This is a genomic window from Salinarimonas sp., assembly GCF_040111675.1.
Classification (GTDB): domain Bacteria; phylum Pseudomonadota; class Alphaproteobacteria; order Rhizobiales; family Beijerinckiaceae; genus Salinarimonas.
The window spans coordinates 1,170,613-1,192,755 of sequence record NZ_CP157794.1; the positions used below are offsets into that span (position 1 = coordinate 1,170,613).

At 71.4% G+C, this 22,143-nt stretch carries 15 protein-coding genes and 2 pseudogenes; 11 read left to right on the forward strand and 6 right to left on the reverse strand.

All coding sequences use genetic code 11. The features are described from left to right. Position 1 precedes the first annotated feature (1 nt). The 5 genes and pseudogenes from ABL310_RS05420 to ABL310_RS05440 form a co-directional block, all read left to right on the forward strand. On the forward strand, positions 2-835 hold the full coding sequence (locus ABL310_RS05420; protein ID WP_349370680.1) for a nucleotidyltransferase family protein: 834 nt from the start codon (positions 2-4) through the stop codon (positions 833-835). Next, complete coding sequence (locus ABL310_RS05425; RefSeq protein ID WP_349370681.1) at positions 832-1,629, forward strand: TIGR04290 family methyltransferase; 798 nt, start codon at positions 832-834, stop codon at positions 1,627-1,629. The genes ABL310_RS05420 and ABL310_RS05425 overlap by 4 nt, the downstream gene beginning before the upstream one ends. After that, on the forward strand, positions 1,626-2,564 hold the full coding sequence (locus tag ABL310_RS05430) for a beta-xylosidase (protein ID WP_349370682.1): 939 nt from the start codon (positions 1,626-1,628) through the stop codon (positions 2,562-2,564). The genes ABL310_RS05425 and ABL310_RS05430 overlap by 4 nt, the downstream gene beginning before the upstream one ends. Beyond that, the gene (locus tag ABL310_RS05435) at positions 2,564-3,421 is read left to right on the forward strand and encodes a PIG-L family deacetylase (RefSeq protein ID WP_349370683.1); all 858 of its coding nucleotides are present in this window, start codon (positions 2,564-2,566) and stop codon (positions 3,419-3,421) included. The genes ABL310_RS05430 and ABL310_RS05435 overlap by 1 nt, the downstream gene beginning before the upstream one ends. A 251-nt stretch (positions 3,422-3,672) precedes the next feature. After that, positions 3,673-4,377 (forward strand): annotated as a pseudogene (locus ABL310_RS05440) (glycosyltransferase); the annotation flags it as partial. A 150-nt stretch (positions 4,378-4,527) separates the two neighbouring features. Here ABL310_RS05440 and ABL310_RS05445 read toward each other — a convergent pair. Next, positions 4,528-5,460 (reverse strand): transposase, encoded by a 933-nt coding sequence (locus ABL310_RS05445; RefSeq protein ID WP_374730396.1) that lies wholly within the window; start codon positions 5,458-5,460, stop codon positions 4,528-4,530. 900 nt (positions 5,461-6,360) lie between these two features. On the opposite strand from ABL310_RS05445, the pseudogene ABL310_RS05450 reads away from it, so the two are divergent. The 3 genes and pseudogenes from ABL310_RS05450 to ABL310_RS05460 form a co-directional block, all read left to right on the forward strand. Next, a pseudogene (locus ABL310_RS05450) lies at positions 6,361-7,077 on the forward strand (GNAT family N-acetyltransferase); the annotation flags it as partial. Beyond that, positions 7,074-8,252: an IS110 family transposase gene (locus tag ABL310_RS05455; RefSeq protein ID WP_349370684.1), complete on the forward strand. Its 1,179-nt coding sequence runs from the start codon at positions 7,074-7,076 to the stop codon at positions 8,250-8,252. The pseudogene ABL310_RS05450 and the gene ABL310_RS05455, both read left to right, overlap by 4 nt. 17 nt (positions 8,253-8,269) lie before the next feature. Beyond that, a complete protein-coding gene (locus ABL310_RS05460) occupies positions 8,270-9,235 on the forward strand; it encodes a class I SAM-dependent methyltransferase (protein WP_349370685.1) in 966 nt (321 codons plus the stop codon). A gap of 314 nt (positions 9,236-9,549) precedes the next feature. Here ABL310_RS05460 and ABL310_RS05465 read toward each other — a convergent pair. Then, positions 9,550-10,502 (reverse strand): IS630 family transposase gene (locus ABL310_RS05465; protein ID WP_349368028.1). Its coding sequence is split into 2 segments (ribosomal slippage): positions 9,550-10,160 and positions 10,160-10,502, totalling 954 coding nucleotides; the frame shifts between segments, so codons are not numbered across the junction. A gap of 158 nt (positions 10,503-10,660) precedes the next feature. On the opposite strand from ABL310_RS05465, the gene ABL310_RS05470 reads away from it, so the two are divergent. Further along, a complete protein-coding gene (locus ABL310_RS05470) occupies positions 10,661-12,016 on the forward strand; it encodes an IS1182 family transposase (RefSeq protein ID WP_349368221.1) in 1,356 nt (451 codons plus the stop codon). 67 nt (positions 12,017-12,083) lie between these two features. Here the strand turns inward: ABL310_RS05470 and ABL310_RS05475 are convergent, their stop codons facing one another. From ABL310_RS05475 to ABL310_RS05485, 3 genes are read right to left on the reverse strand one after another with little or no spacing between them, the layout of a single operon-like run. Beyond that, positions 12,084-13,280, reverse strand: coding sequence for an HlyD family efflux transporter periplasmic adaptor subunit (locus tag ABL310_RS05475; RefSeq protein WP_349370686.1), 1,197 nt, complete (start codon positions 13,278-13,280; stop codon positions 12,084-12,086). A gap of 4 nt (positions 13,281-13,284) precedes the next feature. Further along, complete coding sequence (locus ABL310_RS05480) at positions 13,285-15,648, reverse strand: FtsX-like permease family protein (RefSeq protein ID WP_349370687.1); 2,364 nt, start codon at positions 15,646-15,648, stop codon at positions 13,285-13,287. Between the two features lie 4 nt (positions 15,649-15,652). Further along, a complete protein-coding gene (locus ABL310_RS05485) occupies positions 15,653-16,375 on the reverse strand; it encodes an ABC transporter ATP-binding protein (protein WP_349370688.1) in 723 nt (240 codons plus the stop codon). A 409-nt stretch (positions 16,376-16,784) separates the two neighbouring features. Here ABL310_RS05485 and ABL310_RS05490 point away from each other — a divergent pair, with 409 nt between their 5' ends. Further along, the gene (locus ABL310_RS05490; protein ID WP_349370689.1) at positions 16,785-18,761 is read left to right on the forward strand and encodes a bifunctional 2',3'-cyclic-nucleotide 2'-phosphodiesterase/3'-nucleotidase; all 1,977 of its coding nucleotides are present in this window, start codon (positions 16,785-16,787) and stop codon (positions 18,759-18,761) included. 242 nt (positions 18,762-19,003) lie between these two features. On the opposite strand, the gene gghA is transcribed toward ABL310_RS05490, so the two are convergent. Beyond that, positions 19,004-21,391 carry a glucosylglycerol hydrolase gene (gene gghA / locus ABL310_RS05495; RefSeq protein ID WP_349370690.1) on the reverse strand — a complete coding sequence of 796 codons (2,388 nt, stop codon included), beginning with the start codon at positions 21,389-21,391 and terminating at the stop codon, positions 19,004-19,006. Between the two features lie 187 nt (positions 21,392-21,578). Here gghA and ABL310_RS05500 point away from each other — a divergent pair, with 187 nt between their 5' ends. Next, positions 21,579-21,965 (forward strand): DUF2267 domain-containing protein, encoded by a 387-nt coding sequence (locus tag ABL310_RS05500; RefSeq protein WP_349370691.1) that lies wholly within the window; start codon positions 21,579-21,581, stop codon positions 21,963-21,965. Positions 21,966-22,143: the final 178 nt, after the last annotated feature.

Below are 22,143 nucleotides of genomic sequence, written 5' to 3' on the forward strand. Positions count from 1 at the left end.
CATGTGGGGCGTCATTCCGGCGGCGGGGCAGGGGAGCCGCATCCAGCCGCTCGCCTTCTCGAAGGAGCTCCTCCCCGTCGGCTCGCGCCGCGAGGGCGGGGTCGAGCGGCCCTGCGCGGTGGGGGAATATCTCTGCGAGCGCATGATCGGCGCGGGGGCCGACAAGATCTGCTTCGTCGTCTCGCCGGGCAAGTCCGACATCATGGAATATTTCGGCGGCTTCTACGGCGAGGCCTTCCTCGCCTACGCCGTCCAGCCCGAGCCGAAGGGCCTGTGCGACGCGATCTTCCGCGCCGTGCCTCTCGTCGCCGACGACGAGCCGGTGCTGGTGGGCCTCCCCGACACGATCTGGCTGCCCGAGGACGGATTCGCGGCGCTGCCGGACGGGGTGCTGTCCTTCCTGCTGTTTCCCGTCGCGAATCCCGGCGCCTTCGACGCGGTGGCGACCGACGAGACCGGCCGGGTCCTCGCCATCGAGGTGAAGAGCCCGCGGGCCTCGACGTATTGGATCTGGGGCGCGTTCAAGATGAACGGGCGCATCCTGCGCGACCTCGAGGCGCTCTGGCGTCGCCGGGACTGCCGGGACGAGTTCATCGGCACGCTGGTGAACGCCTGGATCGCCGAGGGCGGCGCCGCGACGAGCGTGCGCGCCGGCGAGGCGTATGTCGACGTCGGCACCTTCGAGGGCTGGCGTGCGGCCATCGCCATGCTGGCCGAGCGCGCGGCCCCGGACGGCGCGGGGCCCGCGCCCGCGATGCGCGGGGCGCCGGGCGGGCGGCCGTTCGCCGTGCTCGGCCGCGCGAGCCCCGTCCACAGCCAGGGAGGACCCGCTTGACCCGCTTGTCGCACGACGCCGTCGCCGAGCGCGTGGAGGCTCTCGGCCCCTGGTTCCACAACCTCTATCTCGACGGGGTCTGGACCGCGCCGAACCACTTCCTCGGCGATTTCCCCGGCATCATGTGGCGGCGCTTCCGCCACGCGTTGCCGGACGACCTCGCCGGCCGCTCCGTCCTCGATATCGGCTGCAATTCGGGCTTCTACTGCGCCGAGATGAAGCGGCGCGGGGCGGGGCGCGTGGTCGGCATCGATTCCGAGCCGTTCTACCTGGAGCAGGCGCGCTTCGCCGCCGAGGTGCTCGGGCACGACAGCGCGTTCCACGAGATGAGCGTCTACGACGTCGGGGCGCTGGGCGAGCGCTTCGACATCGTGCTGTTCATGGGCGTCGCCTACCACCTGCGCCATCCGCTGCTCGCGCTCGACCTCCTGTGGGAGCACGTCGCCGACGACGTGCTCGTCTTCCAGTCGATGCAGCGCGGCTCGACCGAGGTCGTGACGCCGCCGGACGACATGGACTTCTTCGACACGCAGGCCTTCGACGAGCCGGGCTGGCCGAAGCTGCACTTCATCGAGAAGAGCTATTCCGGCGACCCGACGAACTGGTGGGCGCCCAACAGCGCCTGCACGCAGGCCATGCTGCGCTCGGCCGGCTTCCGGCCGTTCGCGCAGCCCGAGAAGGAGGTCTTCCTCTGCCGGCGCGTCCAGCGCGCCGAGGGCGCCGAGCCGGTCTATCCGGCGCGCGCGCCGGCACAGGCCATCAGCACGAGAGAGAAGAAGGGACGGGCCGCATGATCGAAGCCGCGATGCTCTGGAACGAGCCGAACAACAAGTCGCATTGGGACCTCGAGCTCGATCCCGACTTCCGGCTCTTCGCCGAGACCGCGATCGCGGGGGCGCAGGCCATCCACGACGTGAATCCCGCGATCCCGCGCGTGCTCGGCGGCATGTCGCCCATCGACGCCAATTTCGTGCGCAATATGCAGATGCGCGGCGTGCTCGACCACGTCGAGGCCATCGCCGTGCACGGCTTCCCGCTCGACTGGAACCACTGGTCGCTGCACGACTGGCCGGAGAAGGTCGCCGAGATCCGGGCGCTGACGCACCTGCCGGTCTGGGTGAGCGAGGTGGGCGTCTCGACCTTCGGGGCCGAGGAGGTCCAGGCCTGGGGCCTCGCGCGCACGGCGGCGCTGCTCAAGGGCCAGGCGCCGCGCGTCTTGTGGTACTCGCTCTTCGACCTGCCCAAGTCCTGGGAGGCGACCACGCGCCACCGCGAGGCGGAAGGCTCGTCCTACTACCGGCATTTCTACCTCGGCCTCATCCGCGAGGACGGCACGCCCAAGCCCTCGCTCGAGGTCTTCGCCGAGCACACGCCCGATCTCGGCCTGTGCCAGTGGTTCCATTTCGAGGACCACCGGCTCGACGACGCCGTCGCCTGGATGCGCCGGCTCGGCGTGCGCCACTTGCGCACCGGCCTGTCCTGGGCGGACTGGTACCGGCCCAACGCCGAGGCCTGGTTCGACCGCATGATGGACGCCCTCGCCGAGTTCGACGTCACCGTGACGTTCTGCTTCACCCCGGAGCACATGGGGATCGCGCCCCACCACACGAGCCCGCCGCAGCGCAAGGAGGACTTCGCCGATTTCTGCCGGCTGATGATCGAGCGCTACGCGGCGCGCACGGGCGTGGCGGACGCCCGCACGCTCGCGACTGCGGCGGGAGCGGCGTGATGGCCGGGCGTGCGGACGCGCCGAGCGGTGATGGCGCGCGCGCCTTTCTCGAAGCGCTCGCGGCCTCGCCCGACGCGATCGTCGAGACGTCCGTCATGCTCGTCGTCGCGCATCCCGACGACGAGACCATCATGCTCGGCGCGCAGATGCCGCGCCTGGCCCGGCTGGAGATCGTCACGGTCACCGACGGCGCCCCCGAGGACATGACGGACGCGCGCGCCCACGGCTTTCCCACGCGCGAGGCCTATGCCGAAGCGCGCCGGCGCGAGCAGGCGGCGGCCGTGGCGCTCGCGGGCGTGGGCGAGGACCGGATCGGGCATCTCGGCTTCGCCGATCAGAGCGCGGCGCATCGGGTCGGCGACCTCTGTCCCGTGCTCGCCGCCCTGTTCGCCGCGCGCGCGCCGGAAATCGTCGTCACCCACGCGCTCGAGGGCGGCCATCCGGATCACGACGCGGTCGCTTTCGCGGTGCGCGCCGCGCGGCTGCTGGCGATGCGCGGCGGCGCGCAGGCGCCGGAGATCGTGGAGGCCCCGCTCTACCGGATGCGCGAGAAGATGCGGGTGCTCCAGCATTTCGGCGACGAGGAAGCCTCCGAGGCGGCGACGCTGGCGCTCGACGAGACGCAGCTCGCGCTCAAGCGCCGGATGATCGCCGCGCACGGGACCCAGGCCGCGGTGCTCGCGCCCTTCGCGCCGGAGGTCGAGCGCCTGCGACCGGCCGCGCCCGTCGACACGGACGTTTTGCCGAACGAGGGCGCGCTGCACTACGAGGTCCACCCCTGGGGGCTAGACGGCGAGACCTGGCTCGCGCGGGTCGCCGCCGCCCGGGTGGAATTCGACCTGCCGCGAAAGCTCTGATCATGCCCCTGACGGTGCTCTCCGTCGCCTATCCTCACGCCCGCGTCGGTCCCGATGCGGTGGGCGGCGCGGAGCAGGTGCTCTCGACGCTCGACCGGGCGCTCGTGGCCGCGGGACATCGCTCGCTGGTGGTCGCTGCGGAGGGCTCCACGGTCGCAGGCGCGCTGATCGCGATCCCCGAGACGCCCGGCCCGATCGACGACGCCGCCCGGGTCGCGGCGCAGGCGCGGGTGCGCGCGGCTATCGCCGCCATGCGGAGCCGGGAGCGGGTGGACGTGGTCCATCTCCACGGGATCGACTGCGCCGCCTACCTGCCGGACGACGGCGCCACCCTGGTCACGCTGCATCTGCCGCTCGACTGGTACCCGCCCGCGCTCTTCGCGCCGCGGACCGGGCTCACGCTGCATGCGGTGAGCGCCGCCCAGCACGCGACGAAGCCCGTCGGCGCGCGCCTCTCGGAGCCGATCGGCAACGGCGTGCCGGAGGCGCTGTTCACGACGCGCCAGACCAAGCGCGGCTTCGCGCTGATGCTCGGGCGGATCTGCGAGGAGAAGGGCGTCGATCACGCCCTGCGCGCCGCGCACGAAGCGGGGCGGAGCCTGCTGATCGGCGGGCAGGTGTTCCGCTACGCCGCGCACGAGGCGTATTTTCGCGAGACGGTCGCGCCGCTCCTCGACGGGCGCCGCCGCTTCCTCGGGCCCGTCGGCTTCGCCCGCAAGCGCCGGCTCCTCGCGGCGGCGGATTGCCTGCTCGTGCCGAGCCTCGTCGCCGAGACCGCCTCGCTCGTCGCCATGGAGGCGCTCGCCTGCGGCACGCCGGTGATCGCCTATCCGAATGGGGCGCTGGCGGACGTCGTGGAGCACGGCCGCACGGGGTTTCTCGTGTCCGACGAGGCGGAGATGGCCGAGGCGATGGCGCATGCGGGCGCGATCCGCCGCGAGACCTGCCGCGCGGTCGCGCGGGCGCGGTTCTCGGAGGCGGCGATGGTGGAGGGGTATCTCGCGCTCTACGAGGCGATGGCGGGCGGATCGCAGGACGCGGTCGCTTCCGTGTCATCCCCGGCCGGAGCGCCGTCAGGCGCGGAGGGGAAGCGACTGTCTTGTCTGTCAAGCGGCTACGGCATTGTGCTGGCTTTCGGCAAGGGCTTTTCGAACGTCTCTGGCGATGGCGTTGAGGCGGACGACGAGCTTGCGCAGGAGAGCGATGCGGATGGATTTTGGCGCTTTTCCCTTGGCCTTGAGGGCGGCGTGCTTGGCGGCGAAGTCGGGGTTGTGGCGGACGAGAACGGTGACGATCGGGTACAGGCCGGATCGGACGCTGGCGCGGCCGCCACGGGTGGAGCGTTTGCCGGCGATGGTGGCGCTGTCCTTGGCGAGAGGAGCCGTTCCCGTGAGCTTGGCGGCCTGCTTGCCGGTGAGGAGCCCGATCTCGGGCAGGTCGGCGAGGACGAGGGCGGCGCTGGCGGTCGAGACGCCCTTGATCTCGCAGAAGGCGTCGAGCAGTGCGCTGGCGAGCGGGGCGGTGCGGGTCTGCTCGGCGATCTCGCGATCGAACAAAGCGACCTCCTCGCGCAGGAAGTCGATCTGGCGCTCGATGGAGGCGCGCACGGCCTCGTCCTCGACCAGGCGTGCGCGGTTCTGGCAGGCGACCTTGTCGCGCACGAGCTGGCGTCGACGCGTGACGAGCTCGCCGAGGCGGGCCTGCGCCGCGTCGTCCGGCGCCTTGGGGCGCAGCTTTCCCGTCGCCCCAAAGTCGGCGATGACGCCGGCGTCGATGCGATCGGTCTTCTCGAGCTTGCCGATGGCCTCGGCGAAGTGGCGGACCTGGCGGGGGTTGGCGATGGCGCAAGGCAGCCCTTCCGCCCAGAGCAGGCGGTGGACGAGGCGCTCGTACCCGCCGGTGGCCTCCAGCACGACGAGGCGGACGCGGTGCGCGCGGCACCATTCCGCGAGACGTGCGACGCCTTCGGGCGTTCGTTCGACGACGAGGTGCTTCCTCGCGTTCTCCTGTCCGGACAGGGCGGCGTCGAGCCGCTCCATGCCGATGTCCACTCCACAAATCGGTGTCGTCACGGTAGCCTTCCTTGCGCATGCGATCGTTGGAGACCAAGCGACTGTGCGGTCGCGTGCGACAGGGCGGGCGTCCCAGGCTTCCCACGGTTGTCGGCCAGAGGGGACTCACGAGCGCGTCCCGCCCGCGACGGGGTCGGCTGCTACCGACCCCGTCGCAACCCCAAGCTTAGCAGCGCTCAAGGTCGCCGACGAAGATACAAGGGGACCCAGCACGAAAATCTCGCGGCGAAGCCGCGACCGTTGGCGGCGACCAGCCGCCTCGCCGGCGGCGACGGACGCGCCTGCGGCGCGACATCTCGCGCTGGGTCCCCTTCCCCTGCGCCGGCTTCGCCGGCTCCGGCCGGGGATGACGGCGGTGGCGACCTCCACACCCGCCTCGTCGCCGACGACGCCGCGCTCGAGGCGCTGGCGCCGGCCTGGTGGGAGCTCTGGCGCGCGTCTCCGGAGGCGACGCCGTTCCAGGCGCCCGCCTTCCTGATCCCTTGGCGGCGGCATTTCCGGCCGGGGCCCCTCGCGAGCGTCGCGGTGTTCGAGGGCGCGCGGCTCGTCGGGCTCGCGCCGTTCTGGCGCGAGGAGGAGAGCGCGCGGCTGCTCCCGCTCGGGATCTCGCTCGGCGACCAGCTCGACGTGCTCCTCGCGCCGGATCGCGCCGAGGCGGCGGGTGCGGCTCTGGCGGCGGGCCTCGCGGCGATCCCGGGCTGGCGCACGCTCGTCTGCGAGGAGACGCCGCCCGGCGCCGCCGTACGCCGCCTGCCCGCGCCGGCGGGCTTCGCCTGGGAGGAGGAGCCCGCGAGCGCCTGCCCCGTCGTCCCGCTCGCTCCGGACGACGCCGAGACGCTCGCCTGCGTGCCGCGCGAGCGCCGACGCAAGCTGCGCCGGGCGCATCGGCTGGCGGAGGAGGCGGGCGGGCTCGCGATCGTGGACATGGGAGACGACCCCGCCGGCTTCTTCTCCAACCTCGTCGCGCTGCACGAGACCCGCTGGCGCGCGCGCGGCGGGGACGGCGTCCTCGCCGACGAGGCCGCCCGCGCCTTCCATGCCGACGCGATTGCGGCGCTCGCCGTCGCCGGGATCGCGCGGCTCTACGCCGTTCGCATCGGCGGGCGCGACGCCGCCGCGTATTACGGGCTTCAGGCCGCGGGCCGCGCCTACGCCTATCTCGGCGGCTTCGACATCGCCTTCGCGCAGGCGAGCCCCGGCGCGCTCGCGATGGAGCACGCGATCCGGCGGGCGGCGGCGGAGGGCGCGCGCGACTACGATCTCCTGCGCGGGCGGGAGCCCTACAAGTACGCCTTCGGCGCGCGGGACCGCTGGAACGCGCGCCTCACGCTTCGCCGGGACGGCGGCCGGGAGGAGGCCGCCTTACCCCTTTTCCTAGCGCTGTCGGTAGTGAGAAGCTGCTGTGGCGCAGGCGATGCGGGTATGGCTGTCATGCCGGCTGTCCTCGATGGCTCGGGAGGCTTGGCCGCCCGCATCGCCGCCTCTGATCGACCGCTGATTACGCGATGCCCTCGATGGCTTTGTAAGGCGATGCCGGCGAGACGAGGCCTGCGTTCCGGGGTCGGAAGGGGGGGTGAACGATGAGGATATGCGTCGGCATCGATGCCGCGAAGGGCACGCATTGGGCGGTGGCGGTCGACGGCGAGGGCCGGGTCGTTCTCGACCGCGCGGTCGAGAACGACCCGGACGCGATCGACGCGCTGGTCGGGGAGCTTCGCGCGCTCGGGCGAGAGGTGGTGATCGGGCTCGACGTCGTGGGCTCCTTCGCCCGCTTCCTCGAAGCGGTCCTGCTGGCCGAGGGCTTTGCCCTCGTGCACACGCCCGGCATCGCGGTGAACCGCGCCGGCCAGGGCTTCTCGGGGGGCGAACGCAAGTCCGACCCGCGGGATGCGCGCACCATCGCGGACCTGGTGCGCACCCGCGATCTGCGCCCGATCCTGCCGGACGACGACACGCTCGTCGCGCTCCGGCTGAAGGTCGGTCGCCGGCGCGAGCTGATCCAGGATCAGACGCGGCGCATCTCCCGCCTGCGTGGACTTCTGTGCGGCATCCACCCCGGCCTCGAACGGACGCTGGACCTCACCTGCAAGGGGCCGCTGGCCCTGCTCACGCGCTACGTCACGCCGTCCGAGATCCGACGCGCCGGAAAACCCCGCCTGCTCGCGCATCTGAAGAGGACGCCGCACCTGCACGGGACGGACGCCCTCGTCGATCGCGCGCTGGAGGCCGCCCGGGCGCAGAAGATCGTCGTGCCGGGCGAGGCGCCTACGGCCGAACTGATCCGCGAGCTTGCAAACGAGGCACTCGAGGCGCGCGCCAGGATCGTCCGGATCGAGCGCGATCTCGAAGGCTTGCTCGCCGACCACCCTGACGGCGCCCTCATCCGTTCGCTGCCGGGGATGGGGGCGGTCCTCGCGGCAGAGTTCATCGCTTGCGTCGGCGACATCCGGCGCTTCGGGTCGGCCGACGCGCTGGCTTCCGCTGCCGGTCTCGCGCCCGTCCAGCGCCAGTCCGGAAAGCGCGCAGGCTGGCGGCGCGCCTACGGCGGCGACAAGGCCCTCAAGCGCGTCTTTTACCAGAGCGCCTTCTGCGCCGTCACGACCAAAGACCCTCTCTCCAAGGCCTTCTACGACCGCAAGCGACGCGAAGGAAAGCACCACACCCAGGCCCTCATCGCACTCGCAAGGCGCCGCGTCACCGTGATCTGGACCATGCTTCAGCGCCGCGAAGCCTTCGATCCCGATCGAAAAGCTGCTTGACTTGCTCATTACGCGTCATGAGCCGCTTCGACGCGATCCTCGACGCCGCGCGCCGCGGCGAGACGCCGCCGCGGGTGGCGCTCGCGCATCTGATGGTCGAGGCGCCGGATGCGGAGAGCCTCGACGCCGCCCTCGCGGACGCCGCCGCGGGCGCGGCCACGCGCGCCGAGCGGGGCCGCATCCTCACGCTCCAGGCGCTCTGGCGGGCCAATGCCGGCGCCTGGGACGCCGTGCGCCGCGCCTTCGGCCTCGCGCTGCACGACCATCAGCCGGAGGGGCGCGGGCCCGAGACCGCCGCCGCCTGGGCGCGGGTCTACGACGCCATCGCCCGCGAGGCGCCGGAGGTCGGCGTCGCGCTCCATTCTCTCGGCGACGAGGCCGCGCTGGCGGAGGCGACCGGCGAGGTCGTGGCCGATCTCGTCGCCCGGGGGCTCGTCGGGGAGACGGCGCGGGTGGTCGAGGTCGGCTGCGGCGCCGGGCGCTTCGAGGAGGCGCTCGCCCCGCTCTGCGCGAGAGTGACCGGCCTCGACGTCTCCGAGGGCATGCTGGCGCGGGCGCGGGCGCGCTGCGCGCACCTGCCGAACGTCGCCTTCGCGCCGACCTCCGGCGTCGCCCTCGACGCACTCGCGCCGGAGAGCGCCGATCTCGTGCTGTTCGTCGACAGCTTTCCCTACGTCGTTCTCGCCGGCGCGGACGCCGTCACGGCGCATTGGCGCGACGCCGCCCGGGCGCTCGCCCCCGGCGGCGCGCTCGTCGTCGCGAACTATTCCTATCGCGGCGACGCCGAGGCCGACGCGGTGGAGTTCGCCCGCCGCGCGGAGGGAGAGGGGCTCGTCGTCGCGCGGCTCGGAGCGCGGCCGTACTCGCTGTGGGACGGGGCGGTCTACGAGGCGCGGCGACTCCCCTCTCTCCCAGCGCCCCGTCCGCATGAGCACGTGCCGCGGCGGACGCGCTTTACGGGACGGTCGCGACATGAAGGATAGAACGCCGACGGACTCCCCTCGCCCTTGTGGCGAGGGGTCGGGGGTGTGGGTCGTGCAGAACCGTCTCGACGTGGATGCCGCGCGAACCGGCACCGTCGAGCTCGTCCCGAGACCACTCGCGCTGCATCGCGACCCACATCCGCCCCCTGCGGGGGCACCTTCTCCACAAGGGAGAAGGACGAGCGGCCGAGCCGCAAGGGAGAAGGACGAGCGGCCGAGCCGCTCGCACCAGCGCCAAAGGGATTCAAGCCCCGGGTAAATGGATCAGCCACCCGGAGAGGGGAACGCCGTCGCGCTCGCGCTAGAGCAGATTCTCACCACTCGGGTTCATATCCTGCTGCGGTGAAGAAGTTCGCGCATTCCTCTGGCGGGAAGGCTTCGATGGCGTCGGCGACGGCGCTCCAGAGGGCGTCGCGCGTCCGGGCGGCGACCTTCCTGAGCAGGGCCTTCAGCTTGGCGAAGGCGTTCTCGATGGGGTTGAAGTCCGGGCTGTAGGGCGGCAGGAAGCGCAGCTCGGCTCCGGCCGCCTCGATGGCCTCGCGCACGGCGGGGGTCTTGTGGCTGGCGAGGTTGTCCATGATCACCACGTCGCCGGGGCTCAGCGTCGGAACCAGGACCTGCTGGACGTAGGCGAGGAAGCTCGCCGCGTTGATCGCGCCGTCGATCAGCATCGGCGCGTCGATCCCGCCGATCCTGAGCCCGGCCACGAAGGTCGTGGTGCGCCAATGGCCGTGAGGGATGCCGGCGCGCAGGCGCTCGCCTTCGGGGGCGCGGCCCCGCAACCGCGCCATCTTGGTGTTGAGCCAGGTCTCGTCGATGAAGATCAGCCGCTGCGGGTCGAGCTCGGGCTGCTCCTCGAACCAGGCCTCGCGGGCCGCGGCGACGTCGGCGCGGTCCTGCTCGCTGGCGTGGCCGGACTTTTTTTGAACGTCAGGCCGTGGCGGCCGAAGAAGCGGTGCACCGTCGAGGGCGCGAAGCGCTCGCCGTGCTCGCGCTCGAGCCGCTCGGCGATCTCGACGAGGGTGAGATCCGGCGCCTCCTCCACCATCGCGAGGATGACCGGGCCGAGCGCCTCGATCCGCCCGGACCGCGTGTCGCCGCCTTGCGCCCGCGGCGCGACCGAGCCCGTCTCGCGCCGAAGGTTGAACCACTTCACCGCCGCGGACGGCGCGATCCCGAAGCGGTCCGCCGCGGCCCGGCGGCTCATGCCGGCATCGACCGCAGCGAGGACGCGCTGCCTCAGATCCATCGAGAGGGGCTTCGTCATGGCGGCTGGCCTCCTCCGCCAGCCTCTACCGTGAATCACGAACTGGCCTCGAAGGGAATCCCCCGCGCGATTCCATCAGGAAGCGATCTGCTCTAGGGCTAGGAGGCTGTCCGAGTAATTTTCTGGACGTGGGAATCCGGTCGTGATTCTCTTGTTTCATGAGCACGAGCAAGACGTTTCGCCCCTGGGATGTCGAGCAGAGCTGGCTTCTGCCGCCGTCCATTCACGACTTCGTCCCGCCTGGGCACGCGGCGCACTTCGTGCGCGAGACGGTGCGTGAGGGGCTGGATCTGCGGGATATCCTGAGCGCCTACATCGAGCTGCGAGGCTATCCGCCGTATCATCCGGCGATGATGGTGGCGCTTCTGCTGTACGGCTACAGCCGCGGGGTCTACTCCTCGCGCCAGCTGGCGCGAGCCTGCGAGGAGCGGGTCGACTTCATGGCGGTGACGGGCCTGCAGCGGCCGGACTTCCGCACGATCGCGGACTTCCGCAAGCGCCATCTCAAGGCGCTGGGGCGCCTGTTCGAGCAGGTGCTGCGCCTGTGCCGGGCGGCGGGACTGGTGCAGCTCGGGCACGTCGCTCTGGACGGCACGAAGATCAAGGCGAACGCCTCGCGGCACAAGGCGATGAGCTATGGCCGCATGAAGAGCGCGGAGCCGGCGCTGGCCGATGCGGTGGCGGGCTGGCTCGACCGGGCCGAGACGGCGGACCGCGAGGAGGATGCCGCGCACGGCGAGCGGCGCGGGGACGAGATGCCGGACTGGGCGGCGGACAAGCTGCGCCGGCTGGAGCGGATCCGGGCGGCCAAGGCCGCGCTGGAGGCCGAGGCGGCGGCGCCGGCGGGCGGCGAGGACGAGGACGGCCCCGGTCCCTCCAGCGGCATGCAGGATCGCGGGCGGCCCAAGCGCGCGCCCGACGGCGGCCCGCCGGACAAGGCGCAGCGCAACTTCACCGACCCCGACAGCCGCATCCAGCCGACCCGCGACGGCTTCATCCAGGGCTACAACGCCCAGATCGCCGTCGACGCCGCCCACCAGGTGATCGTCGCCCACCGCCTCCAGAGCAATCCGGGCGACGTCGACGCCCTCGTCCCCCTGGTGGACGCCGTGCGCCGCAATCTCGGAGCCAAGCCCCGCGAGATCTCGGCGGACGCCGGCTTCTGCTCGGAGGCGAACCTCGGCGCCCTGAAGGCGCGCCGCATCCGCGCCTACGTCGCCGTCGGCCGCGCCAAGCACGCCACCGGGGTCCCGGCGACCGAGCGGCGCCTCTCGAAATCACCCCTGACCCGGGCCATGGCCGAGACGCTCGCCCGCGCCGGGCGGCGCAGCCGCTACAGGCTGCGCAAGCAGGTCGTCGAGCCCGTCTTCGGGCAGATCAAGCAGGATCGCGGGATGCGCCAGCTCCTCTTGCGCGGCCTCGGCGCCGTCAGGGCCGAATGGGCGCTCGTCTGCACCGCTCACAACATCGCGAAGCTCGTCGCCGCTCACAACCGACCGAGGCCGGCCGGATGAGACGGGGCGAACGCGTCCCGCGAACGAAACGCACTCGCGTCGCAGAACGAATTAGCTGGACAGCCTCCTAGATCTCCTCCCGCGCCACCACCGCCCCGCCCGGTGCGATGCGGTCGCTCGCGTGGAGGATGACGGTCTCGCCCGGCTCGAGGCCCGAGAGTACCTGCGCGCTGCGCATCGTGCGCTCGCCGAGCGCGACCACCCGCACCTGCGCGACGCCGTCCTCGACGACGAAGACGGCCCAGTCTTCGCCTTCGCGGAAGAGCGCGCCGAGGGGGACCTGCACCACGTCCTCCTCCTGCCAGACCACGATGCGGGCCACGACCCGGTAGCGGTGGCCGAGCTTGCCGTTCGCGGCCGTCGGATCGAGGAGGGCGATGATCACGCGCACGCGCTGCTCCTCGATGCCGAGCGCGGAGACCTCGGTGAAGGCCGTGGGCTCCACCCGCACGACCCGGGCCTGGAGCGGCTTCTCCCCGCCCCAATCGTCGATCACCGCCGGAGCGCCCGGCTCGACCCGCACCGCCTCGCGGGAGAGGAGGTCGACCACGACCTCCAGCCGCGAGGGGTCGCCCACCTCGACGAGGGGCGCGCCGGGCTGGACCACCTGCTCGCTCTCGACCACCACGTCGAGCACCCGGCCGTCGACCGGCGAGCGCACCTGGACGCAGCAGGACGCGGACGGTTCGGATTCGCTGCCGGGCTGGATCAGGTTCGCCCGCGCGCTCTCGAGCTCGCGCACCCGTACGTCGCGGGTCGCTTGCGCCGAGGCGAGCGCGCTCTCCGCCGTGCGAACCGCGAGGCGGGTGCGGTCGAGCTCGCGCGCGGAGATCGCCTCGCGGCGGGAGAGCTCCATGGCGCGCTCGAGATCGCTCTCGGCGAACTCGAGCTCGGCGGCGGCCTGGCTCACCTGCGCCTCCGCCAGCGCCACGGCGGAGGCGGCCGCCTCGACGGCGGCCTCGGCCACGCGCTGGGAGCGGATGTCGAGGAAGCCCGGCGCCATCGGCTCGATGACGGCGAGCAGCGTCTCGTCGGCCACGACCACGTCCCCCACGTGCCGGGGCGAGCGCTGCAGCGTGCCGCCGATGGGCGCGGAGATCGTGTAGACGTCCTCGATGCGCGTCACGCCCTCGTCCTCGACCGTGACGGACATCGGACCGGCGGCGATGATCGCGAGGTCGGCGGGGATCGGCCGGGGCCACAGGGCCCAGGCGGTCGCGGCGACGAGGGCGAGGATCGCGATCGCGATGACGAGGCGCTTCATGGCGTCATTCTCGGGTTTTCAGGACGGCGATGAGGTCGAGGCGGTCGATGCGCCGGCGCACGATCAGCCCCGAGACGAGGGCGGCGCCGATGACGACGAGGCTCGCGTAGGCGTAGACCTCGCGGTTGACGACGAGGGGCACGCGGTAGAGCTCGCTCTCGAAACCCGTTGCCATGGCCACCGCGAAGCCGTAGCCGATCAGCCAGCCGACGGGCTGGGCCAGCAGCACGAGGATCGCGAGCTCGGAGAGCAGGATCCAGGAGATCTCGGCCTTGGTGAAGCCGAGCACGCGCAGGGAGGCGAGCTCGCGGCCCTGCTCGGAGAGCGAGATGCGCGCGAAATTGTAGACGACCCCGAAGGCGATGATGGCCGCGAGGGAGACGTAGACGGAGGCCATCATCAGGAGGTTCTCCGCCAGCGTCTCGCGGAACTTGGCCAGCGACACGCGCTGGAGCGCGACGAAGCTCGCGGCCGGGATCGCCTTCAGCTCGGCGAAAAGGGCCTCGGATCGCGTCTCGTCGAGGGAGAGATGCACCCCCGAGACGAGGGCGCCCTCGCGCATCAGGCGGTTGACGACGCCCATGTCGGCATAGGCCATCAGCCCGAGATAGCCCTCGACCACCATGGCGACGGGCATCGTCACCGTGCGGCGATCGCCCGCCATCAGCTCGACCTCGACCACGTCCCCTGTTTCCGCGCCGAGGATGGCGGCGAGCTGGTCGGAGAGGGCGAGGCCGGTCTCGGGCATGCGCACGGGGTCGAGATCGCTGTCGAGGACGCTCGAGAGGTCCGGGTCCTGCGGCTTGCCGGTGATGGCGACGCGCCGCTCGACGTGGCCGTGGCGGATCTTCACCGGCACGGTGCGGTAGGGCTCGGCCGCCATCACGCCGGGCAGGCGCGCGATCTCGTAGGCGGCGGTGGCCTCGCGCTCGCCGACGAAGGTGATGGTGGCGTCCTGCCTGTCGGCGCGGTGGAAGGTGACGTCGATCATGTACTCGATCGAGCCGAAGGACCACAGCGAGCCGACCAGGATCGCGGTGGCGAGGGAGACGCCGAAGAGGCCGCCGAGCGAGCGCCCGGGATAGCGCACGAGGTGGCGCATGGTGATCACGCCCGATTGCGGCAGGCGCATCAGCCCGTGCAGGCGATCGAGCAGCGTGCGCCGGTAGCGCGCCGGCGCGGGCGGGGTCATGGCGACGGCGGGCGCGAGGGTGACGACGCCCCAGACCGCCTTCAGCGCCCCGACGACCGCGGCGGCGAGCGTGATGCCGACGGCGACGAGGTAGACCGCGGGGTCCATGCGGAAGATCAGGAAGGGAAAGGAGAAGAACTCGCCGTAGAGCCGCGTCAGCGAGGCGCCGAGCCAGGTGCCGGCGCCGGCGCCGAGCGCTGCGCCGATCAGCGCGATGGCGGCGACGAATTTCAGATAGTGCATCCCCACGGCGAGGTTGGAATAGCCGAGCGCCTTCAGGAGCCCGATCTGCTCGCGCTCGAGTGTGATCAGCCGCGCCAGCGTCATGTTGACGAGGAAGGCCGCGACGACCAGGAAGATCGGCGGCAGGATGCGGCTCATGGCCTGGAGCTGGGTCAGCTCGGCGTCGAGGAAGGCGTGGGAGAGCTGGTCCTTGCGCCCGTGCGCGCCCTCGCCGCCGTAGGGGGCGAGGACGCGGTCGATCTCCTCGACGACGGCGCTCTCCGAGGCCCCGCGCAGGAGCCGCACCCGCAGGTCCGAGAAGGCGCCCTCGAGGTCGTAGGCGGCGGCGAGGGCGGAGCGCGACATCCACACGACGCCGAAGCGCCGGTCGTCGGGCATCAGGTCCCAGGGGCCGAGCGCGTAGACGAATTCCGGCGAGAGCGCGGTGCCGACGATCACGAGCTCGCGCTTCACGCCGTTGAGGATCGCCTCGAAGCTCGAGCCGATCCCGTAGCCGTGGGCCTCGGCGAAGGGCTCGGAGACGACGACCTCCCGCGTGGCGCCCGGCAGCGGCGTGCGCCCGGAGCGCAGCGTGATCAAGTCGAGGGCCTGCGGGCCGTAATCGGGCAGCGAGACGAAGATGGCGGAGGCCGGCTCCGGCATGCCGGCGATGTCGAGGAGCGCGATCTTGCCGACGCGGGTCTCGACCGCGCCGACACCGTCGATCGCCGCGATCTCGGCGGCGACGCGCTCGGGCGCACGGGTGACGCCGGCGAAGACGTCGGAGAAGCGGTTGCGCTCGTAATAGGCGGCGCGGGTCTCGAACAGCGAGGCGTGGGCGCCCACCCCCAGGATCAGCGTCGCGACCCCCGCCGCCATGACGAGCGCGATGGCGAGCGCCTGCGGCCAGAGCCGCACCAGGTCGCGCAGGAGCTTGCGATCGAGAGCGCCCATCACCTCACCACGTGATCTCTTCGGGCCGCAGACGGCCGGCATTCTCCTCGACGGCGTGGATGCGCCCGTCGGCGAAGCGCACCACCCGATGGGCGATGGCGGCGATGCCGGCATTGTGGGTGATGACGAGCGTCGTCGCGCCGAAGGCCTCGTTGACGCGCATGAGCGCCTCGAGCACCTTCACGCCGGTCTTGGAATCGAGCGCGCCGGTGGGCTCGTCGCAGAGCAGCACCTCCGGGCGCTTGGCGATGGCGCGGGCGATGGCGACGCGCTGCTGCTCGCCCCCCGAGAGCTGGGCCGGAAAATGGTCCATCCGGTCGCCGAGCCCGACGATGTCGAGCGCCTCCTCCGGGCGCATCGGGTTCCTCGCGATCTCGGTGACGAGGCGGACGTTCTCGCGCGCCGAGAGGCTCGGCACGAGATTGTAGAACTGGAAGACGAAGCCGACGTGGTCGCGGCGGTAGACGGTGAGCTCCGCGTCGCTCGAGCGGGCGAGATCGTGGTCCTGGAACCAGGCGTCGCCGGAGCTCGGCCGGTCGAGGCCGCCGATGATGTTGAGGAAGGTCGACTTGCCCGAGCCCGACGGGCCGAGCAGCACGACGAACTCGCCGGCGCGGGCCTCGAAGTCGACGCCGCGCAGCGCATGCACCTCGACCTCGCCGGTCCGGTAGACCTTGGCGAGCTTCGACGTCCTGAAGACGAGCGGGGGAGGGGTCTCGACGTTCATGAATGGCGAGAAATACCGCTTTATGGCCCTCCGCAATGACGAGGATCAAAGATTAGGCGCGAAAATCGCGAGAAATCGCGAAAACCACAGTTTCGCCGTTTTCGCGCCCGAACGCCGCCCCGATGGGCTGCGATCAATGATCATGCCTCGCTGGTTCGGGCCCCGGTCTACCGGACACGTCAGCCCCCCAGCCCCCCGGTTCATCGGGGTTCCGAACGAAAACAGTCAGAGGCGGGCCGTCCTTCGGGACGGCCCAATTTTTTTGGGGCTCCGGGTGCGGACGAGGTGCGAAATTCGCCTTTTTGGCCCTGTGGAAATCGGGCGTATCGTCTTCCCCCGGTCACGTTTCCGGCGCATCGCTGCCGATCAGCGGTCGCGCGCGAAGACGCGACCCCGGAGACGACAGCTCATGACCCGAACCACCCCGATCCTCACCCGCCGCGGCTTCCTCGCCGGCGCCGCGGCCGGCGGCGCCCTCGTCGCGCTGCATCCGTTCTCGGCGCTGGCCCAGGCGAACACGGCGCATCTGCGCATCATGGAGACGACGGACCTCCACGTTCACGTCTTCCCCTACGACTACTACGCCGACAAGCCCGTCGACACGCTCGGCCTGTCGCGCACGGCGGCGCATATCCGCGCCATCCGCGCCGAGGCGAACAACGCGCTCCTCGTCGACAACGGCGACTTCCTGCAGGGCAACCCGATGGGCGACTTCATCGCCTACGAGCGCGGCATGAAGGACGGCGACCTCCATCCGATCGTCGCGGCGATGAACGTGCTCGGCTACGACGCCGGCACGCTCGGCAACCACGAGTTCAACTACGGCCTGTCCTTCCTGGAGAAGACGCTCGCCGGCGCGAACTTCCCCGTGGTCTGCGCGAACGTCGCCACCGGCGCGCTCGCCGCCAACGCCCGCTACGACCGCACCTACGTGAAGCCCTACGTGATCCTCGATCGCATGGTCCGCGACGGCGCCGGCGCCGAGCACCCGATCAGGATCGGCCTCATCGGCTTCGTGCCGCCGCAGATCATGAACTGGGACAAGCGCCACCTCGAGGGCAACGTCTCCGCCCGCGACATCGCCGCCGCCGCCAAGGCCTTCGTGCCGCAGATGCGCGAGGAGGGCGCGCAGATCGTCATCGCCCTCTCGCATTCCGGCATCGACCCCGCCGCCGGCGAGGGCGCGGAGAACGCCGCGATGCTGCTCGCCGGCATCGAGGGCATCGACGCCCTCGTGCTCGGCCACCAGCACCTCGTCTTCCCGGGCGACGCCTTCGCGGACATGGCCGGCGTCGACGCCGAGAAGGGCCTCCTGCGCGGCAAGCCGGCCGCCATGGGCGGCTTCTGGGGCTCGCATCTGGGCGTCCTCGACCTGCTGCTCGAGCGCACGGCGGACGGCTGGCGCATCGCCGCCTCCACCTCCGAGGCGCGCCCGATCTCCAAGCGCAACGAGGATCGCTCGATCACCGCGCTCGTCGCGGACGAGGCCGACGTGCTCGCGGCCGTGCAGGCCGAGCACGAGGCGACGCTCGCCTATGTCCGCCGCCCGGTGGGCGAGACGGCGGCGCCGCTGCATTCCTATTTCGCGCTCGTCGCCGACGATCCGTCGGTGCAGGTCGTGAGCCAGGCGCAGACCTGGTACATCGCGCAGATGATGCAGGGCACCGAGTGGGAGGGCCTGCCCATCCTCTCCGCCGCCGCGCCATTCAAGGCCGGCGGCCGCGGCGGGCCCGAGTACTACACGGACGTGCCGGTGGGGCCGGTGGCGATCAAGAACGTCGCCGACCTCTACCTCTACCCGAACACCGTGCGCGCGATGGTCGTCGACGGGGCGACGGTGAAGGAATGGCTCGAGATGTCGGCGGGCATGTTCAACCGGGTCGAGCCGGGCGCGGCCGACCAGGCGCTGATCAATCCCGACTTCCCGAGCTACAATTTCGACGTCATCGACGGCGTGACCTACGAGATCGACCTCACCCGGCCGGCGAGGTACGACTCGAAGGGCGAGCTCGCGAACCCGGACGCCTCGCGCATCGTGAACCTGTCCTTCGAGGGCCGGCCGGTGGACCCGGCGGAGCGCTTCGTCGTCGCGACGAACAATTACCGCGCGGGCGGCGGCGGCAATTTCCCCGGCGTGACCGAGGACAAGGTCGTCTTCGTCGGGCCGGACACCAACCGCGACGTGCTGGTGCGCTACATCGTCGAGCAGGGCACGATCGACCCGCGCGCGGACGCCAACTGGCGCTTCGCGCCCGTCTCCGGCGCGACGGTGCTGTTCGACACCGGCCCGAAGGCCCGCGACCTCGTCGCGGACGTGAAGGCGGTGACGATCGAGCCCGCCGGCGAGGGCGAGAACGGCTTCGCGCGGTTCCGCATCACGCTGTGACGTGAGGCCATGGGGCGCTCCGGCGACGGGGCGCCCCTCCTGTCGTCCCCGGCCGGAGCGCCGCAGGCGCGGAGGGGAAGGGGACCCAGCGCAGGATGAGCGCCGAAGGCGCTCCACGGCCGCCGACCAGGCGGCTGGTCGCCGCCGAATGCCGCCGCTACGCGGCGCCCATGTCATGCTGGGTCCCCTTCCCCTCCGGTCGCTACGCGACCTCCGGCCGGGGATGACACGGGTGGAGCCTCTCACCCCCGCCGGCGCGTATAGAGCACCGCCATCCCGTCGTGCAGGTCGAGCGGGCCGCCGATGTAGTCCGGCCCGATCGGCGGCGAGCGCAGCGCCACCTCCCAGCCGCCGCCCTCGAGCCCCGGCACGGGGAGCGTCGTCGGGTCGAGGTCGAGGTAGGGCTTGCCCTCCAGATGGGCGACGGCGAAGACCTGCTCGCCGTCGGGCCCGTGGCGGAGCGAGCGGAAGGCGACCGAGCCGCGGGTCGGCTTCTCGAAGTCGAACACGTCCCGCGGCCCCAACGCCTGCCGCAGCCAGGGCCGGGCGATGCGGAACTCGCGCAGGCGCAGCATGTAGTCCGTGTGCGCGTCCCCCAGCGAATCCAGGTACTTGGAGACGTTGCAATAGTCGTGCATGTCGTCCATCCACGCCCGCGCGATCCGTTTCAGCACGGGCGCGGTGAAGGGCGTGGGCCCCTCGAGCGGCGGGTCGACCTCGTTCAAGAGCTTCGCCATCACGTCGAGATCGTAATCCGTCACCTCGACGAGGGCTGCGAGGATGCGGAAGAAGCGGTCGAGCCCGTCGCGATCGGTGAAGCCGAGCTCCTTCAGCCGCGGGAAGGAGGCGGGCATCGAGTAGGTGTACGAGTCGACCTGCCAGCCGAGCGAGACCGCCTCCTCGGCCACGATCTTCACCCCGTAGCGGTCGTCCTGGTTGCGGATGAAGCCCCAGGAGGCGCGCGCCATGGCGTTGAGGAAGTCCATCGGCACGCCGGGGAAGGCGGCGTAGGTGAGCATCTGCGCGGCGGGATGGTCGTAGGCCTTGTCGAGGATCTCCATCCGCGTGTCGCCCAGCCGCGTGTTGATGTTCAGCTTGGGGTTGATCTGCGTGCCGCGGCGGAGCGTGTCGTGGTTGGCGCAGCCCGAGATCCAGTTCTCGCCGTGGTGGAGGATCTCCTCGATGCGCCAGAACTTGGTCAGCCAGAAGGTGTAGAGGAACGGCGTGTTGTGGGCGAAGGTCAGCGGACCCCACTGGAACACGTCTTCGTCGCGCTGCGTCTCGATCACGGCGCGATAGGTCGAGGAGAGCTCCCAGTCCTCCTCCGGCCAGGGCCGGCCGTCCTCGAAGATGAACCACGGCCTGTAGCGCCGCCCGGCCGCCTCCTGGACGATGTCGGCCATTTCCTGCAGGTACTCGTCGTCGTGCCGCAGGACCTGGGCGTCCGAATCCCACCACTTGAAGTCCTGCGCGCCGTCGACCCGGACGCCGTCGGCGCCGTAGTTCACCTTGCGCCGCTGCATCTCCAGCAGGATCGCCCGCACCATCGGGTTGCGGTAGTTGACGTTCTGGCCGTACATGTTCGGCCCGGCGAAGTAGTGGTGGCTGAGGACGTCGAGGCCCTGGTTGTCCGAATGGCCGAAGACGACGTCGAGGATCACCTTCTTCGGCCGTCCGGGGAAATTGTGGAGCGCCGCGATCAGGTCGACGAGCTCGTCCGGCCGCCCGGTCTCGAGCAGCGCCGGGTTCACCGCCGCCATGCCGGAAATGACGATGTCGTAGCCCCAGTTGGTCGTGTCCGGCCGGCGCAGGTCGACCGTCACGCCCTCGTCGTCCGCGCCCTCCGCCTCCTCGGTCCAGAAGGCCGGCCCCGCCTCGTAGACGGTGGTCGGCTCGACGGGCAGGAGCTGCACCGCCTCGTAGCCGAGGAAGATCCGATCCGCCGGCGCGAGCGGAACGTCGTGGCGCACGCGGTCGGCCAGCGTCTCGACGTGGCGCGTGAGCCCGGCGAGCGTCATCGCCGCGGTGGCGGTGGGCGCGTGGATCTGCAGGATGTTCGCCACCGGCCCGAGCTTCACGGGATCTCCCGGCGGGAGCGCCGCCCAGTAGTCCGCGTCGCCGCGGGCCGCGAGCATGGCCTCGACGTCGTAGTACTCCGCCGGCGCGAAGGCGCCGAAGGGAAGCGAGGCGGCGAGCGGGTCGTGCACGCGCGTCCAGCGCTCCTCGGCGTCGCGCCAGACGAGGGAGTAGAAGCTGCCGATGTGATCGCGCGTGCCCGCGCGCATGCCCGCGATCGCGGCGACGCAATAGTTCTCGATGCGCGCCACCGGCACCCGCGTGCGGCGGAAGCGCAGCGTCTGGCGCGCGCGGGTGAGGGAGAGCTCGTCCTCCGGCTCCAGCACCTCGATGAAGACGTCGTCCTCCGGCACGCGCCGCTCGAGCAGCTCCGGCGCCCAGACGATCACCTCGCACAGATCGCCGTGCTTTTGCGCTCCGAGCCGGGCGGCGACGGCCTTCGCCGTGTCGAAGGCGGAGCGGGAGGTCTGCAGCTCGTCGGCGATCCAGGAAACGAGTCGATCCGTCGCGGCGCGATCGAGCGCTGCCGCGTGGGGGCGGATGGGGGCGTCCATAGGCTTCTCCTTTGCCGGGGAGGGTAGCGGCGGAGACGGCGATGTCCACCCCGGAGGGTGGCGCGGGGCGCCGACGCGCGGCGTCGAGGCCTGCGGCTCTCCCCCCGTCGGCTCGCCTGTCGCGCTTGCGCCCCGCGCGCAGCGATGCCACCCATAAGCGCACGACCGCATTACAGAGGATCACACCATGGACGACCTCATCGCCCGCATCACCGAGAAGACCGGCCTCGACGCGGAGACCGCGCGCAAGGCGGTGGGCATCATCCTCGCTTTCCTGCGCAAGGAGGGGCCCGAGACGGAGGTGAACGCGCTCATCGCCGCCATGCCCGCCGCCGAGCAGGCCATGGCCGACGGCGAGGAGGCGTCGGGCGCCGGCGGGCTGATGGGCTCGCTCGGCGGCATGATGGGCGGCGGCGTCATGCAGCTCGGCGGCAAGCTCATGCAGATCGGCGTCGAGATGAACCAGATGCAACCGCTGGGCAAGGAGCTGTTCGCCTACGGCCGCGAGAAGGTGGGCGAGGACACGCTCGGCCCCATCGTGGGATCGATCCCGGGGCTTCAGCAGTTCGTATGACGAAGAGGACGAAGGGCGCCGCGGCGGGGGTCGAGCACCGTGCGACACGGGATACGGCTTCCACCACTGGCGAACCGGGTGGGGGGACTATACATTGGAGCTTCAACGCGCTTTCATCGACATCGGGCGCGTCGCCCGAGCGGGGCGTCCGATCCGGCAGAAGAATGGATGACCCGGC